The 15,495-nt window shown below is 61.4% G+C and carries 14 protein-coding genes; 1 reads left to right on the top strand and 13 read right to left on the bottom strand.

Translation table 11 applies throughout. The features are described from left to right. Positions 1–4: 4 nt before the first annotated feature. The 8 genes from VL752_RS12745 to VL752_RS12710 form a co-directional block, all read right to left on the bottom strand. Positions 5–1,003 (bottom strand): ABC transporter permease, encoded by a 999-nt coding sequence (locus VL752_RS12745; RefSeq protein WP_325355779.1) that lies wholly within the window; start codon positions 1,001–1,003, stop codon positions 5–7. A 9-nt stretch (positions 1,004–1,012) separates the two neighbouring features. Beyond that, entirely contained in the window at positions 1,013–2,536 is a 1,524-nt protein-coding gene (locus VL752_RS12740; RefSeq protein ID WP_325355777.1) for a sugar ABC transporter ATP-binding protein, read from the bottom strand. An 89-nt stretch (positions 2,537–2,625) separates the two neighbouring features. Beyond that, a complete protein-coding gene (locus VL752_RS12735) occupies positions 2,626–3,705 on the bottom strand; it encodes a sugar ABC transporter substrate-binding protein (protein ID WP_325355775.1) in 1,080 nt (359 codons plus the stop codon). A 156-nt stretch (positions 3,706–3,861) separates the two neighbouring features. Beyond that, positions 3,862–4,566 carry a ribose-5-phosphate isomerase RpiA gene (gene rpiA / locus VL752_RS12730; protein ID WP_325355773.1) on the bottom strand — a complete coding sequence of 235 codons (705 nt, stop codon included), beginning with the start codon at positions 4,564–4,566 and terminating at the stop codon, positions 3,862–3,864. Positions 4,567–4,593: 27 nt separating this feature from the next. Continuing rightward, positions 4,594–5,433 carry a MurR/RpiR family transcriptional regulator gene (locus VL752_RS12725; RefSeq protein ID WP_325355771.1) on the bottom strand — a complete coding sequence of 280 codons (840 nt, stop codon included), beginning with the start codon at positions 5,431–5,433 and terminating at the stop codon, positions 4,594–4,596. 7 nt (positions 5,434–5,440) lie between these two features. Beyond that, positions 5,441–6,136 carry an HAD-IA family hydrolase gene (locus VL752_RS12720; RefSeq protein WP_325355769.1) on the bottom strand — a complete coding sequence of 232 codons (696 nt, stop codon included), beginning with the start codon at positions 6,134–6,136 and terminating at the stop codon, positions 5,441–5,443. Continuing rightward, positions 6,133–7,659: a xylulokinase gene (xylB, locus tag VL752_RS12715; RefSeq protein WP_325355767.1), complete on the bottom strand. Its 1,527-nt coding sequence runs from the start codon at positions 7,657–7,659 to the stop codon at positions 6,133–6,135. The genes VL752_RS12720 and xylB overlap by 4 nt, the downstream gene beginning before the upstream one ends. Before the next feature lies 1 nt (position 7,660). After that, positions 7,661–9,127 (bottom strand): aldehyde dehydrogenase family protein, encoded by a 1,467-nt coding sequence (locus VL752_RS12710; RefSeq protein ID WP_325355765.1) that lies wholly within the window; start codon positions 9,125–9,127, stop codon positions 7,661–7,663. 304 nt (positions 9,128–9,431) lie between these two features. On the opposite strand from VL752_RS12710, the gene VL752_RS12705 reads away from it, so the two are divergent. Next, a complete protein-coding gene (locus tag VL752_RS12705) occupies positions 9,432–10,190 on the top strand; it encodes an SDR family NAD(P)-dependent oxidoreductase (RefSeq protein WP_325355763.1) in 759 nt (252 codons plus the stop codon). A 161-nt stretch (positions 10,191–10,351) separates the two neighbouring features. Here VL752_RS12705 and pstS read toward each other — a convergent pair whose 3' ends face one another. From pstS to VL752_RS12685, 5 genes are all read right to left on the bottom strand, one after another. Further along, positions 10,352–11,404, bottom strand: coding sequence for a phosphate ABC transporter substrate-binding protein PstS (pstS, locus tag VL752_RS12700; RefSeq protein WP_325355761.1), 1,053 nt, complete (start codon positions 11,402–11,404; stop codon positions 10,352–10,354). Positions 11,405–11,430: 26 nt separating this feature from the next. Continuing rightward, complete coding sequence (locus tag VL752_RS12695) at positions 11,431–12,915, bottom strand: MFS transporter (protein WP_325355759.1); 1,485 nt, start codon at positions 12,913–12,915, stop codon at positions 11,431–11,433. 376 nt (positions 12,916–13,291) lie between these two features. After that, entirely contained in the window at positions 13,292–13,513 is a 222-nt protein-coding gene (locus VL752_RS12690; RefSeq protein ID WP_325355757.1) for a hypothetical protein, read from the bottom strand. A gap of 664 nt (positions 13,514–14,177) precedes the next feature. Beyond that, positions 14,178–14,615 carry an integrase arm-type DNA-binding domain-containing protein gene (locus tag VL752_RS22270; RefSeq protein ID WP_408863120.1) on the bottom strand — a complete coding sequence of 146 codons (438 nt, stop codon included), beginning with the start codon at positions 14,613–14,615 and terminating at the stop codon, positions 14,178–14,180. A gap of 663 nt (positions 14,616–15,278) precedes the next feature. After that, on the bottom strand, positions 15,279–15,495 hold a 217-nt coding region (locus VL752_RS12685; protein WP_325355755.1), incomplete at its 5' end, for an A24 family peptidase.

Here is a 15,495-nt window from a genome sequence, read left to right as displayed (position 1 = left end):
GCCGCTATGCGAAATAACGCACGCGCAGTGCGTCGATCGCGACTGCGATGAAGATCATTACTCCGCCGATCGTGCCGACATAGAAGGAGGGAACCGAGACGATCGCGAGGCCCACCTGGATGACAGTCAGGAGCATGACGCCGCCCAGCACGCCCAACACATTGCCCCGCCCGCCGAAGACGCTCACGCCGCCGATGATCGGTGCTGCGATGGCATAGAGCAGATAGCTCGACCCCTGGTTGGAGGTGATCGCCATCTGCCAGGAGGCGAGGAGGAAACCGCCGAGCCCGGCCAGGAATCCCGAGATCGTGTAGATAACCACCTTAACGCGATTGACCCGGATGCCGGCGGCATAGGAGGCGGCGGAGTTGCCGCCCACCGCATAGATGGAGCGGCCAAAAACCGTACGCCGCAGCAGGACCGTGATTGCGACGAGCGCCAGGATGAAGACGAGCGGCATGATCGGCCAGCCCCCGAGCGTCGCTTGGCCGATCCAGACATAGCCGTCCGACATGTCGGTGAGTGTCTTGCCCTGGGTGATGGCGAGCAGCGCGCCCTGCAGGATAATCATCATTGCCAGTGTCTCGATGAGCGAGACCATGCGCATGCGGGTGATGCAGAGGCCGTTGAAGAAGCCGATGGCGGTGGCAACTGCAACACCGACCAGCATGGCGGGGACCCAGGGTAGGCCGAAGCTGGAATAGGCGAGTGCGCCAATCGCCGATGAAAAGCCGAGGTTGGCTGGGATCGAAAGATCGATCTCGGCCACGAGCAGGGGCAAAGCGACGGCCAGCCCCAGCATGCCCAGAACAGTCGCTTGCACGGTGATGTTTTGCATGTTGGCGACGGTGAGGAAGAAGCGGTTGAACATGCCGAAACCCAGCACGAGAGCGACGAGCCAGATCCAGACGACGTTATGTAAGGTCCAGCGCAGGTAGCGTCGCCGCCGTTCGGCACGCGCGGGGGCGATGCGCAGGTCTTGCCCGAGGGTGAGATCCTTCATAGTGCTTTCCTATGCTCGCGATGCCGCGCCGCGGAGGCGCTCCGTCGAGATCTCGCCGCCGCTGATCGTCTCAGCGATCGTCCCGTCCCGGAAAATGCAGATGCGGTCTACCGCGCGGACGAGTTCGTCTGTATCGGTCGAGACGATGATGACGGAGACCCCTTGACGGCTGAGCCCGTCGATGATGCGGAGAACTTCCTGCTTCACGCCAACGTCGATACCCCGGGTGGGCTCGTCGAGGATGAGGAGGCGCGGATTGGCGGCCAGCACGCGGCCGAGGCAGACCTTCTGCTGATTGCCGCCGCTGAGCGTATTCACGGGAACAAGGAAATTTGGGGCCTTGATGCCCATGCGCCGGAAGTAGCGCGCGCAGACACTTTCCTCGGCCGGAAAATCGACGAAGCCGGCGCGCATCCTGTCCCGCAGGGAAGACAGGGCGATGTTCTCGCCGATCGACAGATGACCGACCACCCCATCCCGCCGCCGGTCATCGGAGAGATAGGCGATCCCCATGGTGAAGGCCTCAGCGGGTGTCGGAGGCAGGCGTCTAGGCGCTTCCGTACCGAAGGCAATCTCGCCTCCCGCTGCGGGCTGAAGGCCAAAGAGCGCGCGCGCCAGTTCCTTGGCGCCTGCGCCGGGCAGGCCGGTCAACCCCAGCACCTCACCCTGCCGCAGCACGAGCCGCTCCAACGAGAGATCTGTCGCGCGAACATTGGAGAGGGTCAGGGCAGGCGCGGTCTCGTCGGCAAGGCGCTGGCGCTGAAAAAGGTCGAGCTCCCGGCCGAGCACGAGTTCGGAAAGTTCCGCTGAAGTCATGCGTGCCACGCGATCTGTACTGCCGACAAGCCTGCCGTCGCGCAGTACGGAGACAGCGTCGCAGACTTCCAGAATCTCGTCATTGTAGTGGGAGATGAAGATGAAGGTGACGCCGTCGCGCTTCAGCGCTTGCATGAAGTCGAAGAGATGCCGTCGGTCCGCTACCGTCAGCGCTGCTGTCGGTTCATCGAGAATGATGATGCGGCCGCCTGAGAACATAGCGCGCAGAATGTTGAGCTTGCGACGCGCGACAGCGCTGAGATGGCCCGCCTGCGCCTGCGGATCGATACCGGAGCCTTCGAGCATGCGCCGCGCCTCTGCGCGCAGGCTGCGCCAGCGTACGAAGCCCCAAGATTGCGGCCAGATGCCGAGGAAGAGGTTCTCTGCCGCCGTCACGTGGTCAATGATCATCGGTTCCTGCGTCACACGGAACACGCCGGCCTCTTCCATGGCGCGCACATCCAGCCCAGCAATCGGCTGCCCGTGCAGCAGGATGCGCCCAGAGCTTGGCCGAATTTGACCGCAGATAATGCCGACCAGCGTGCTCTTTCCCGCGCCATTCTCGCCGAGAAGTCCGTGGATCGTGCCCTCATGTATCTCGAGGGACACACCGGTCAGCGCGATGACGCCGCCGAAGCACTTACCGACATCCTCGATCGCGAGGACGCAGTTCCCCGCCTCCCTCGCTTTTATGAGTTCGAGCGCTGCATTCTGCATCTTGGTCTGCCCGGTTCCTCGTATGTTTGGTCTAGGCGTCGGGATGGGCGGGCAGGGCACAGTCCTGCCTGCCCATCCGCGTGCGCCACTCAGCTGTAGGGGATGCCCCATTTCTTCTCAGCGATCGCACCCCAGTGGCGCGGATCCTGCGCGTTCGCTGCGTCGATCACGAAGGGTGGAATGATCATTGTGGGGCCTGTCTTGCCCTGCACAATCGGCGCCTTCTCCCAGAAGTATTTGGTGTTCTGATACTCGCCAATCGGGACAGCCTGCTTCTGCATGGAATGCTTCTGCAGGAGCTCCACGGCCACCTCGCCATAAGCGATCGGGTCCTGCGACACGTCCGCGTCCATATAGCCTTGCTGGATCCAGTTGAGGGCGATGGGCTCTCCGTCGATATTGACGAAGATGACATGGCCATCCTCACCGATCTTCTTCCAGCGGCTCTTCTGCTGTAGCGCGGTAACGATGCCGCGCGACGGGGAGTCACTTGGCGCATGCACGGCGTCGAGATCCGGATGCTCGGACAGCGTCGAGAGGGTGACAGACTGCATCTGCGCCAGCTGCCCCTCCGTCGGGCGCGCGATATAGGTGATGTTGGGATATTTGGCGAATTCTGCATCCATCCCTTCCTTGCGCTGCCGCCAGGCGACGCTCTGCAGCGCACCATAGCAGTTGAGTACCTTGCCACGAGGGCTGCCGTAGCGCTTGGTCAGGCGCATGATGATTTCCTGCGCCGCCATTTGGCCACCAAGATGATTGTCGAAGCTGATGGTGATGGCAACCTCGCCGCCATCCGCCGGCGTATCGATGATGGCGACGGGGATATGCTTGCGATTGTAGCGGCGGATGACGCTGACGATGGCTTGGCTGTCGATGGGATCGGAGACGATGGCCGAAGGCTCCAGCAGCATTAGGCTCTGCCACTGCTCGAGCTGCTTCGTATTGTCGAAGCTGGCGTTGGTGGCCTGGAACTGCCAGGAGCGACTTTCCACCGCGCGCTTAACGGCCTCCTGCTGGATGACAAAGAAATAGTAATCGAGGCTCTTGTTCGAGAAGGGAACGAAGACTCGGTCTTCCGCACGTGCAGCTGTGCTTGCTAAAAGACCCAGGCCCAGACCCGCGCTGCCCTTCAGAACAGTTCGGCGTGATAGAACATCATATGCCATAATTAGCCTCCCGATTGCTTCTAGTTTGACTAGATATTTTTGGCGGCAACCCGATCGTCAAGATCGAGTGAGACAAGGCAGAAATCAAAAACCCATGCGTGCAATGAACAGCGAAATGATCAGTTCAAAACTCCTTTTGTCTGCGAGGTGCTCGTCCTAGCGCATGCTGATGTAGCTCGAACCGTCCAGCCGGCCGACCACCATGCCTTGGGATTCGCGGGTAAAGAGCCCGTTCTCCACAACCCCTGGAATCTGGTTAAGCGCCACCTCCAGCATCACCGGATCGGGGATGGAGCCGCAGCGGCAATCGAGAATGAAATTGCCGCTGTCTGTCACCAGCGGTTGCTCGTCCCGCTCCCGCCGCTGGATGGCGGCTTCACGGACGCCATGGGCCGCGAGGGCTACGGCAATCCGCGCCTGGCTCTGCTTCCAGGCGAACTGTACAACCTCGACCGGTAGCGGGAACCGGCCAAGTTGATCGACAATCTTAGTCTCATCGCAGATCGTGATCATCTGCGTCGAAGCGTGGGCGATGATTTTCTCCCAGAGAAGGCAGGCGCCGCCACCCTTGATCATGTTGAAACGCCTGTCGATCTCGTCGGGCCCGTCGAGTGTCAGATCGATCTGCCCGATTTCGTTGGGATCGACGATAGTGATGCCGACCTCGCGGGCCACCTCGCTCGTCGCCCGCGAGGTTGTGGTGCAGATGACCTGCAGCCCTGCCTGTACATGTCGCCCGAGCTCCCGCACAAAGAAATGCGACGTCGTGCCCGAGCCCAGCCCGAGCTTCATGCCGCTCCGCACGAATTGCTCAATGGCTCTTTTGCCGGCGGCCTTCTTGGCTTCGTCTTGTGCTGACACGAGGGTTTCCTCCGCTCCAGAGTGGTATTAGATTTTGTCGGTTTGCCAGGAATCGAGTGCCGGAAGGTGATCTGGAAACTCGCTGCCACGGACAACGGCGATGGCCGTTACCAGCATGTTGATGACGAGGTGGTGATTGAGGCGGGAGGCGAGCGGCGTCATCATCTCCGTCCGGTCATAGGGCAGCACGGCGACCAGACAATCGGTGACATTCGCGAGTGGGCTCTCTGCCGCTGCAATAGAAATGACGCGCGCGCCACCCGTGCGGGCCGCAATGGCGAGTTCCACCATCTGCTTGGTATGGCCCGACTGAGAGAAGATGAGGGCGACCTCGCCGGGGCGGGAATTCTCGGCATGCATCCACTGCTTCTGTCGTCCGATCACGGCTGAGCAGCGCATGCCGAGGCGCTGGAACTTGTGTTCCGCGTCGAGCGCGGTCACTTCGGAGAGGCCGGAGGCGTAGATACCGGTCCAGACGGAGCGGCTCAGCAACTCGGCCGCCTGGCTCACCTGACGCGGATCGAGATCCTCGAGCACGCGCTGAATGGCATTGAGCGAATTGCGGCAGGTCTTGCGAACGATGTTCTCCACACTGTCCTTCGGCACGATCTGCTCATAGGCGAAGGGCGCCGAGGGCACGAGGCTTTGCGCCAGATGCAGCTTGAAGTCCTGATAGCCGGAAAAGCCCAGGCGGCGGCAGAAACGCATAATGGTCGGGTCGCTCACGGTGCAGGTCTCGGCGAGGCGCGCCATGCTCATGTGAATGACGCGCTGGGGCGCGGTGCTGACAAACTGGGCGAGGCGGCGCTCCACCTCGCCCATCTCGCTCATCTCCTGCAGGATGCGCTGAAGGATGCTGACGCTCATGGCTGGCTCACCTTGCCCGCCCGGCGGCGAGGGCCGCGAGAACTGCAAGCCGCGTCAACCTTTGCCCCGCCGGTACCGCGACCTCCTCGCCCTTGCCCCAGGGGACGACGAAGAAGGGAATGCCGGCCGCCTGCGCCGTCAACTGATCAACCTTCGTGTCGCCGACATAGGCATAGTCCGCAGCGCCGAGGCGCATGCGCGCGGCAACGTGGCGGAGATGCCCTGGGTCGGGTTTGCAGGCGGGCACTGCATCCGCGCCCACCACGGTCTCGAACAGGGTGCCGATGCCGGTAATGTCGAGAATGCGCTCGGTGAGGCCCTGCGGCTTGTTGGTGCAAATACCGAGGCGTAGCCCGGTCGCATGCAGGGCGCGCAAATCCTCCCGCACATGCGGGTAGAAGCGGGTATGGTCTGCAGGGTTGCGGGCATAGTGAGCGAGATAGGCGGCGAGTGCTTCGTCGATCCTGTCCTCTGGCACTGCAATGCTGTGGTCGGACAGGATGTCAGCCACCAACCGCCGTGGCCCGTTGCCGATGAAATTTTCCACATAGCCCGGCGCAAGGGCCGGCCATCCTCGCTCCAGAAAGGCTGCGCTGAGGGCGGCGGCGATATCATGCGCGCTGTCGATGAGTGTACCGTCCAAATCGAAGATGACTGCGTCGTAACAGGAGGTGGCGTCATGCGCCTTCGCGACCTGGTTCATGCCGCGCCCTCGAAGATAGGCTCGGCGAGTTGGCGCGAGGGTTCCGCGAGGAGTGCGTGTAGACCACGGTAGATCTCCTGGCCGCGCCGATAGACGGCACCCCGCCGCGCATCCGGCTCCTGCCGGGTCAGTTCGCGCGGCTTGGGAATAGCGGCCGCATCGGGCCAGAGGCCGAGGCCCAGCCCAGCCACCAGGGCGGCACCCAGGGCGGCGCCGTCGGCCGCACTCTCGGTCGTCACCACCGGGCAGCCGAAGAGGTCGGCCTGGATCTGCCGCCAGAGAGCCGCTCGCGCGCCGCCGCCAGAGGCCTTGATGATGGTGCCGGACACGCCGGCTTCCTGCAGTAGGCCGTGAATATCCCGCAGGGAATGAACCACGCCCTCAACCACCGCGCGTGCAACGTCTGCTGCGTCATGGCGCGCGGTAAGACCGAGCAGCGTTGCCCTGGCATCCGGGTCGGAATGGGGGCAGCGCTCGCCATTGAGATAGGGCAGGAAGAGCAAGCCACGGGCGCCAGGCGGCGCTGACTCGGCCAAAGCCAGCAGGGCGTCGAAGCTCGGCACAGCCCCTGTGAAGCCACCTGCCAGCTGGCGGAGCCAGCTCAAGGAGCCACCCGCATTGAGGGACACACCCATTGCGTGCCAGCCTCTGGGCAGGACATTGCAGAAGATCTGTGCCCGGCCCTGGGGATTTTCTCGCGGCGTTTCCAGCGCGGCAGCAAGGATGCCAGCGGTGCCGATCGTCGTTTGCAACTCGCCGGGTACGATCACGCCGGAACCCAAGGTTTGGATCACGCTGTCGCCACCGCCGCCAACGACAGGAATTCCGGCCGGCAGGCCGAGCAGACGGGCACCCGCCGCCGAGAGGCGGCCGGTGATCGCGGCGGATTCGAAGGCAGGCGGCAGCAGTGCAGGATCGAGGTCGAGATCTTCGATCAGCGGCCGCGCCCAGGTGCGTGCAGCTACGTCGAAGAGCCCGGTGCCCGAGGCGTCGCTCACCTCGGTCGCGATCTCGCCCGTCAGCACCAGGCGAAGATAGTCCTTGGGATTGAGGACATAGCGCAGGCGCCGGAAGAGGTCGGGTTCATGCCGCTTCATCCAGAGGATCTTGCCGCCGGTATAGCCGACCAGCATGCGGTTGTTCGTCTGGCGCAGCAGCGCCTCGGCGCCGCCTGCGGCTTCTGTCATCATCGCGCATTCCGCGGCGTTGCGTTGGTCGTTCCACAGGATCGCCGGGCGCAACACCTGGCCCGCAGCATCGAGTGGCGTCAGTCCATGCATCTGCCCAGAGAGGCCGATGCCGATAACCCGCAGAACGGCTGCGGGTGAGGTGGCAAGCGCTGCACCGACCGCCGCACGTGCACCTTCGACCCATAGCGCCGGATCTTGCTCCGTCCAGCCTGGGCGCGGCTGGGCGAGCGGGTAGTCCGCGGCCGCGGAGGCCAAGGGCCTTCCCCGGCCGTCAATCAGCAGGGCCTTGCAGCTCGAGGTGCCGACATCGATCCCGAGGAGCGCTTCGGTCATGTTACGGGCCGTATTTCAGACGGATGTGCTTGAAGTTGAAGTATTCGAGCAGGCCTTCACGGCCATGTTCGCAACCCACGCCGCTCTGCTTTCGTCCACCATAGGGCGCATTCATAATCCCGGCATCGACGTTATTGACGGCTACATTGCCGTAGTCGAGTTCTTCTGAGAGGCGATGTACCTCGCTGAGATCGCGGGCGAAGGCATAGGCGGCCAGCCCATAGGGCGTGTCGTTGGCGCGCAGGATTGCCTCATCCAGTTCGTCGAAGACCGAGATGCCGACGAGCGGCCCGAACGTCTCCTCCGACATCACCAGCATCTCAGGCGTACAATCGGCCAGAACCGTGGGACGGAAGAAGAGTCCTCGCGCGAAGGCGGGGCCGATGGGCGCAGCCCCGCCTGCAATTAGCCGCGCACCACGCGCGCGCCCATCTTCGAGATGCGCCTTGGTTTTTTCCAGAGCGTCCGCCGATGCCATGGCACCGCAGTCGGCGCCCGGATTGTCGAGCCCGTTGGCGACGGTCAGCGCTTCCGCCGCTTTGCCGAAGGCTTCGAGGAAGGGTTCATAGAGTGGGCGGGCGACGTAGATGCGATTGATGGCGATGCAGATCTGCCCCATGTTGCGGAAGGAACGACGCGTAGCGCCTGCAACGGCGGCGGAGAGATCGGCGGAAGCGGCGACGATGAGGGGGCAATTACCTCCGAGTTCGAGGGACAGGCGCTTGATGCGCGGGCAGGAGCGTTGGATCTGCAGGCCAACGGCGCTCGAACCGGTGAAGGCGATCTTGTCCACGTCGGGATGTTCGACGAGCGCCTGTCCCACCACCGAGCCACGCCCCGTCAGCACATTGACCACGCCGGAAGGGATGCCGGCCTCCTGCACCTTGGCTGCGATAGCAAGCGCCGTGAACGGCGTGATGTCGGCGGGTTTGATGATGATCGTGCAACCGGAGGCGAGGCTCGCGCAGAGTTTCCAGCCGACGAGTTCCGCCGGGTAGTTCCATGGCGTGATGGCGCCGACGACGCCGATGGGCTCGCGGACCACGAGGCTCTGGAAGCCAGGCTGATCGTTCGGCACGATCTCGCCGTGCACACGCACTGCTTCCTCGGCGTAGAAATGGCAGGCTTCGGCGAGCTTCAGGATTTCACCACGTGCTTCGTTGACGGGCTTGCCCTGTTCCATCGTCATGATGCGGGCCATCGCCTCGGCATCTTGAGCGATAAGATCACCAAGTTTGTGCAAGGCTTGTGCCCGTTGCTTCGGCAGCGTGCGGGCCCAGGGCCGAAAGGCGCGGCGTGCGGCGGCCACGGCTTGATCGATTTCCATGGGGAGTGCTTGAGCAATCGCGCTGATGGTCTCGCCGGTCGCAGGATTGATGACCGGTGTCCGTTCGCCTTGGCCCGGCCTGAACTGACCGTCGATAAAATGGTGAGCACGAACCTCTGACAGCATCGTCTCCGCGCGCATGGCGAAGGGCCTCCCTGCTGGTGCCGGTTGTCCGGTCTGACATGGGGAATAGATAGTATTGCTACATTTGTCAAACGCCTCTCGACGGCGAGGCTGGAGGGCTTTCGGGCGCCTTCAGAGCATAATAGCGAAGTATCATGTGAGTGACGAAATGTATTGCAATGCGGTCTCCTTATCTGGTGGCGCTGAGGCTTGACCGTACCAATCAAGGAAGATAGTTTTGCTACAAGAAGTGGCTCGCACGGGTCAGCCTTTGCCTCGCGTGGCAGGGCAGGCCGTGAAGCGGGCCGGGAGGGCGATGCCAATGCCGGAAGCAATGCAGGAAATTTCGGGCCGTCTGGCTCTCGTCACCGGGGCGGGGCAGGGGATCGGCGCGGCCTGCGCCCGCGCCCTGGCCGAGGACGGGGCGGAGGTCATCTGCACCGATCTTCTCGCCCCGCGTGCCGCAGAGACCGCGCAAGCTCTTCGGAGCTCGGGTTTCGCCGCACGGGCCGAGGGGCTGGACGTGACGGACACCGCAGCCCTGGCTGCGCTCGCCGCCAGATTGCCGCCGCTCGATATCCTCGTCTGCAACGCCGGGATCGTCAGCAACACGCCGGCCGAAGAGATGGACGACGCGGAATGGCAGCGTGTTCTGGATGTCAACCTGACCGGTGTCTTCAAGACCTGCCGTGCCTTCGGGCGGTCCATGCTCGCGCGCGGGCGGGGAAGTATCGTCAATATCGGGTCGATGTCAGGGGACATCGTCAATGTCCCGCAGCCGCAATGCCACTACAACGCTTCAAAGGCTGGGGTGCATCACCTGACGCGTTCGCTGGCCGTCGAATGGGCCAAGCGCGGGGTGCGCGTGAATGCCGTGGCGCCGACCTATGTCGCGACACCGCTGCTGGTGGATCTCGAACAGCAGCCGGGGCTGATCGCGCAGTGGATTGCGCAAACACCGATGGGCAGACTTGGCCGGCCTGAGGAGATCGCGGCGGTCGTCCGTTTTCTCGCATCCGATGCGGCGAGCCTCGTCACGGGCGCTATCGTCAGGGCGGATGGCGGCTACACCTGTCAGTAGCGCCAAAGGAGACGATTCTCTCGTCTTCTCGATCAGGTGCCGCGAAACTCCTTGCCTTCTTCAGATGGCGAGAGCGCCGGGGATGTCTTGCGATACCCGTTCGCCCGGCGTTTTAGCGCGAGAGGCTTTCCCGGTGACAGGACGCCGGGGTCGCCGTTGGCTTAGTGAATCTCTTTGATCTGGTCTTCGCTCATGGCCCGGATGAAGTCCGGCAGAGCGATGAAATGCACTGCATCGAGGTATTTTGCGGCATTGCCCCCATCCGAGGAGATCGCCCAATTGAGGAAATCCCGAAGCGCCTTGGCTGTCGCAGCATCGGGTTGGGTCTTGGAAACGAGGGCGTACTCATAGGCTATTAGCGGATAGCTATTATTCCCTGGTGCATAGACCAGGCTGATTCGCTCATAGGCCGGCGTTCTTTGGTCCAGCTCGGCGGCTGCATCTGAGACCGTCTGGGCTGTGGGCAGAAGGAACTTGTCATTTTGATTTTTGATACGCGCCGTGCCGAGCCCGGCCTTCGCAAGCTCGTCGGCGTAGCTGACGCCGACATAGCCGATTGAATAGGGGGTGCTGGCCAGAGCCTTCATCATGCCGGCATTTCCGACCACCGTCACCTCACCTTGAACCGCGGGCCAGGAGATATCGGTACCGAATCCTGGGCTGTCCTCCCAGCTATCCGTCGAAAAATCGAGGAACTGGGTGAAGATGAAGGTGTCACCAGAGCCGTCGGCACGGCGGACGGCGACGATCGTTTTGCTCGGGAGCGTAAGCCCCGGATTCATCGCACGAATGGCCGGGTCGTTCCATTGCGCAATCCGGCCGGAATAGATGCCCGCCAAAGTCGGGCCGTCCAGCCTCACATGGCCCCCATTCAGGCCCGGCAGATTGTAGCTGATGCTCTGCGCAGAAATGGCGAGCGGAATGTCCAACATTTCAGGATTTTGGGCTGCCACTTCATCGGACAGATAGGCGTCTGAAGCTCCAATGTTGGCGCTTCGCGCCATGGCGGCTTTTGTACCGGCTGTCGAGCCCGTCGCCGCAATCGCAATGCCGACCTCGGGCGCCACGGTCTTGTAATCGGTCGTCCATGCCTCAAAGAGCGGATAGAGCAGGGTGGAGCCTGTCTCGGTCAGATGGACAGTCTGGGCCCGTGCCGAACCAGTCCAGATCCAAGCGGTGGCAGAAACCAGCGCGAGCAACAAAGGCTTGTTCATATCTGATGCTTCCTGTCTGGCCCAGCTTAGCGACCGATCCGGTCGAGATTCACACCGGTCGTTTCGATGCGATAGATCCAGGTGACGGCCGCGCCGAGGATGGAGGTTATTACAAGCGCCCACAGCAGCGAGCGCGTGCCGATTGAAGCCAGCAGAAGCGGAAAGCCGAAGGTGGTGCCGACCGCGCCGATCTTCGCGACCATCGCGGCGAAGCCCGCCCCCATGCCGCGGACCTCTGTTGGGAAGACCTCGCCCGCTAGCAGGTAGGTCTGCGCATTCGGGCCAAGGTTGGTCATGAAGTTAAACAGCATGACGCCGATGAAGATAAGGGTGATCTCAAGGCTGGGTGACGCACCGATGGAGAAGGAAGCGATCGCGAGGCCGACGGCGCAGCCGAGGAAGCCGAAGATTTGCAGCCGGATACGGCCAAGTTTGTCGGAAAGGCCAATCGCAAAGGCGATGCCAACGATGAGCATCGAGGTGGTGATGACTGATGCCTCCGCTGAGTGCACCCCGCTCGCGACTAAATCGGCCGGGCTGCGGATCTTGTCAGGCCCTTTGCCGAGCGCTGTCGCGATCAGCGTGGGCGTGAACACGCCGATGCCATAGGTGCCGAGATCTTGAATGAACCAGGGTGCAGAAGCGAACATGGTCGCCCGGAAATTCTTCTTGTTAAAGAGAGCCCAGAAATTTTTGCTTGAAGCATGAGCCTCGTCGGCCACCTGGCGGCGGGCGATGGCGATCGCTTGAGGATATCGCGGGGTTCGGTGAAGGAGGCGTGACAGGGCGCTCTCCGCCATCTCATGCTGCCCGCGGACGATTAACCAGTTGGCGCTTTCTGTGATGAAGAACCGAGCCACGGTGATGATGACAGCAGGAACAAGCGCTGTCGCATACATCCAGCGCCAGGCGTTGAGTTCGGGGTGCAGCATTAAAACCACCGCCCCGACCGCGAGACCGCAGGTCGCGCCGATCGCTTGGAAAGCGAAAGCGCCTAGCACAAGCCGACCGCGCGAGACCGAGGGGATGCTCTCCGAAATGATCATATGCGCCGTCGGGTAGTCGCAACCCAGGGCAAGACCTACGCCAACCAGGCAGATGAGAAGCGATACGAAGTCCTGAACCAACAGAAGAAGGGCAAGAAACATACAGAAGAGGATCATCTCGGCGATGAACATCCGTTTCCGGCCGAAATAATCAGAGAGGCCACCGAGAAGAATGGTGCCGACCAGGATGCCGGCAAGACTTGCCGAGGTAACGAGACCCTTTTCAGCGGCACCGAGATGGAACTCGCGGGCAATCAACGGAACGGTAATACCGCCCATGAAAACAACGAAACCTTCGAAGAATTTTCCTGCAGCTGCGAGTACCCAGATACGCCTCTGCATCGCGGTCAGCGGCGTAGAGGGCAGCGAGGTCCCGTCGCCCCACATAGGCACTTCATCAATATACTCCTGCACCGTCTTCGAATTTTGGTCGCTGTAATCCGTTCGGTCCAGAATATTGATCATCGACCCTCTCCCTGTGTATAGGTATACTTGTCATGCGACCGTGAGGTCGACACGTGAAGATTCTATGGCGCTCCTGCTTTCAAAACCGCAGACGGCCGGCGCTTGATGCTCAGTCCGATCGTTCCATTCGCGTCAGGGGGCCGCCCTTGGCCGGGCGCAAATTCACGGGCAGCAATGGTGCTGTCTTTTCCATCTATACTGTTGATGACATACAAAACTTGGCAATGGCGGGGGCATCACCAGGCGCGTTGCACTACTCGATTGACGCGCATATTTGATTAAAACTCCAAAGACTTACACAAGAGTTTTGCGGGATCGGTGTAGGGAGCGATTTCACAAGCATCCGACGATTCGACTATCGTCATGGGTGGGGCCGTCACCAAAAGGGACCTGGTGCAAGCAGAGGCAGCGCCAGAGGGCATTTGTTTCCTTTGTCGACTTCCTTGGCTTGGAAGGTAATTGTCTCCTTTGAGATGGCCAGAGTGCTGAACCCGTAGACCTCGTGGCCATAGTTGAACTTGACATCCGTCCACTGCTTCTGCACAGAATCTATCGAGCCATCTTCCGGCACATTAGTGTGAATGCCGATGGTGGTCACTTAGCCAGTCGAAGGCGATCATGAAGGCGACAAAGCCGCATCTGACATCTGTAGTGGAACCAACGACGTCACGCCTCCTGGCCAATGTTTGCTTGCTTGATTGCATATTTCAAGACCATACCGGATCCGGTCGTCGGAAAACATCGGATTGACCCATGTGGAGAACGAGATAATGGCCCCCACGGTGATGCAGCGATTGCATAATATCCGCCAGTTAGGCTTGGCTCACCTAGTCTAATTAGGAGTTAATGATTCTAGGTTTGCACCCTCTGTGGGAGCTCGCCACAACGCGGGCAATCTTTGCGCCGCTATTGGGCGCAACAGGACCGGACGGCAAATCTACTGATGAAGGGGCCGCTCAGGCGCTCAGGCTGGTCGCGTTTATGCATAACATAGGGCACTATACTTTTTCATATGCATCTGAGCATGTTATAGAAAGCTACTATGATGAGGCCAAGAAAAGCGGACGACATTGTCATCAACAGCGCGCCTCGACCATACGATCACGAAGCCTTAGGGGAGCTTTGTCATTAGAAATAATCCTGAAATAATCAGTAACCTTGAGCGTCATGATGTTTATGGTCAAGATATGGCCGACAAATTTTCTAAAGCTGTGCCTGATCCTCTTATTGGTATTATAAGATCTGACTTAGATTGTGACCGATTAGACTATCTGGAGCGCCAAGCGTTCAGCAGCCGACGTCCGACAGCGAGCGGCCCTCCTTCGCGCCTGGGAAGACGAATGAGCGGGCCCGCGGCCGGCTCTCGGAGAGTCATTGCTCCCGCAGGATTGCGAGCGCGGGCTCTGAGCCAGACAGGGCCGCCGCGCTGGTCGGTCCAGGCGGGCTTTCCTGTCCTTATATAAGACTCGGCCGCTGCTACGCACGTCATTTTGGCCGCGCGCTTCACTCCGTCTGCAGCTTCTGGTGCTCGATGGAGTGATGGAGTCAATACTAATGTCTAGAAGCTGGCGGCCCGCGCCTTGTCGCGCGCCTGCAAGGGTGACGTCCTGACAGGAGCCGAGCCCCATCACCCGACGCTTCCTGTTCGCCGGGCTTTTGTAGCGGAACGTCCATCGCTTCGCCTTGCCCTGGACGGTCAACTACAAGTTGCCGCCATCTCCCCAGGGTGCCATTCTTGACTGACTCCGCCTCGCGGGCGGTCATCTGGTTCGGCCCAAGTCGGCTCATAGCCGGCTACCCGTCCTTCAATACCTCCTTACTGCCCATCTTGAAAATAAGCTTTGGAAGGGAAAGCTGGAACGAGGTGGGACAGTTATCTCGGTAATGCCATGCTTAAAAAGGCTTTTCGAGATAATGCGGAACGAGCTGGGACGTCAGTTTTGTTCCAACCCCCTCCACCATCGCTTGTTAGTAAGGCGATGATTTTCCGAGGAAAATATTCATCGTGGGCTGGCCGCGATCACGCCGCGCCATCTTGCGGCGCTGTGCGAGCGCCCTCTTCGTGACAGGGGTCGACGGATATCGGGGGCGACCGCGCTATGCCGGCTTTTCCCCGCCACTATCCTGAACGGCGCTCAAGCCCCTGACGGCGTCGAGACAAGTCGCCTCGATCTCCGACTTCGAGCCATCCGACCACCACATCTTCGCGGTTCCGTGTTCGCAGTCTTCCCGGGGCTTGAAGCGCCACTTGACCAAAACGATTCGTGAAGCGTCCGGTTGAAGTTTTTTCCGCATGGTACCTCTCCGCTGGGCTCCAGGACGAAGCAAGGTCGGATCACCCTAGCCCGCGAAGCGCGCGGCTTCTAGCTTTGCACGAGACGCCAAAGGAAGAACGCCAGGGCAAGTGCCGGGCCGAAGGGGAGTGCCTCAGCGGCGGTTTGCCTTCGCGCCAGAATGAGCGCGGCCGCTTGCCCGAGCCCGATGACTCCCGCCAGCAAAATAACATCTGGCAGTGCCGCGAGGCCGAGCCAGCTGCCCGCCGCCGCCAGCAGCTTTGCATCCCCCTGCCCAAGCCCGGGG

This window comes from Acidisoma sp., from assembly GCF_035492295.1.
In the GTDB taxonomy this organism is placed as follows: Bacteria; Pseudomonadota; Alphaproteobacteria; order Acetobacterales; family Acetobacteraceae; genus Acidisoma.
The sequence above is the reverse complement of the archived record's forward strand: the minus strand, read 5'-3'. Positions and strand labels throughout refer to the sequence as shown.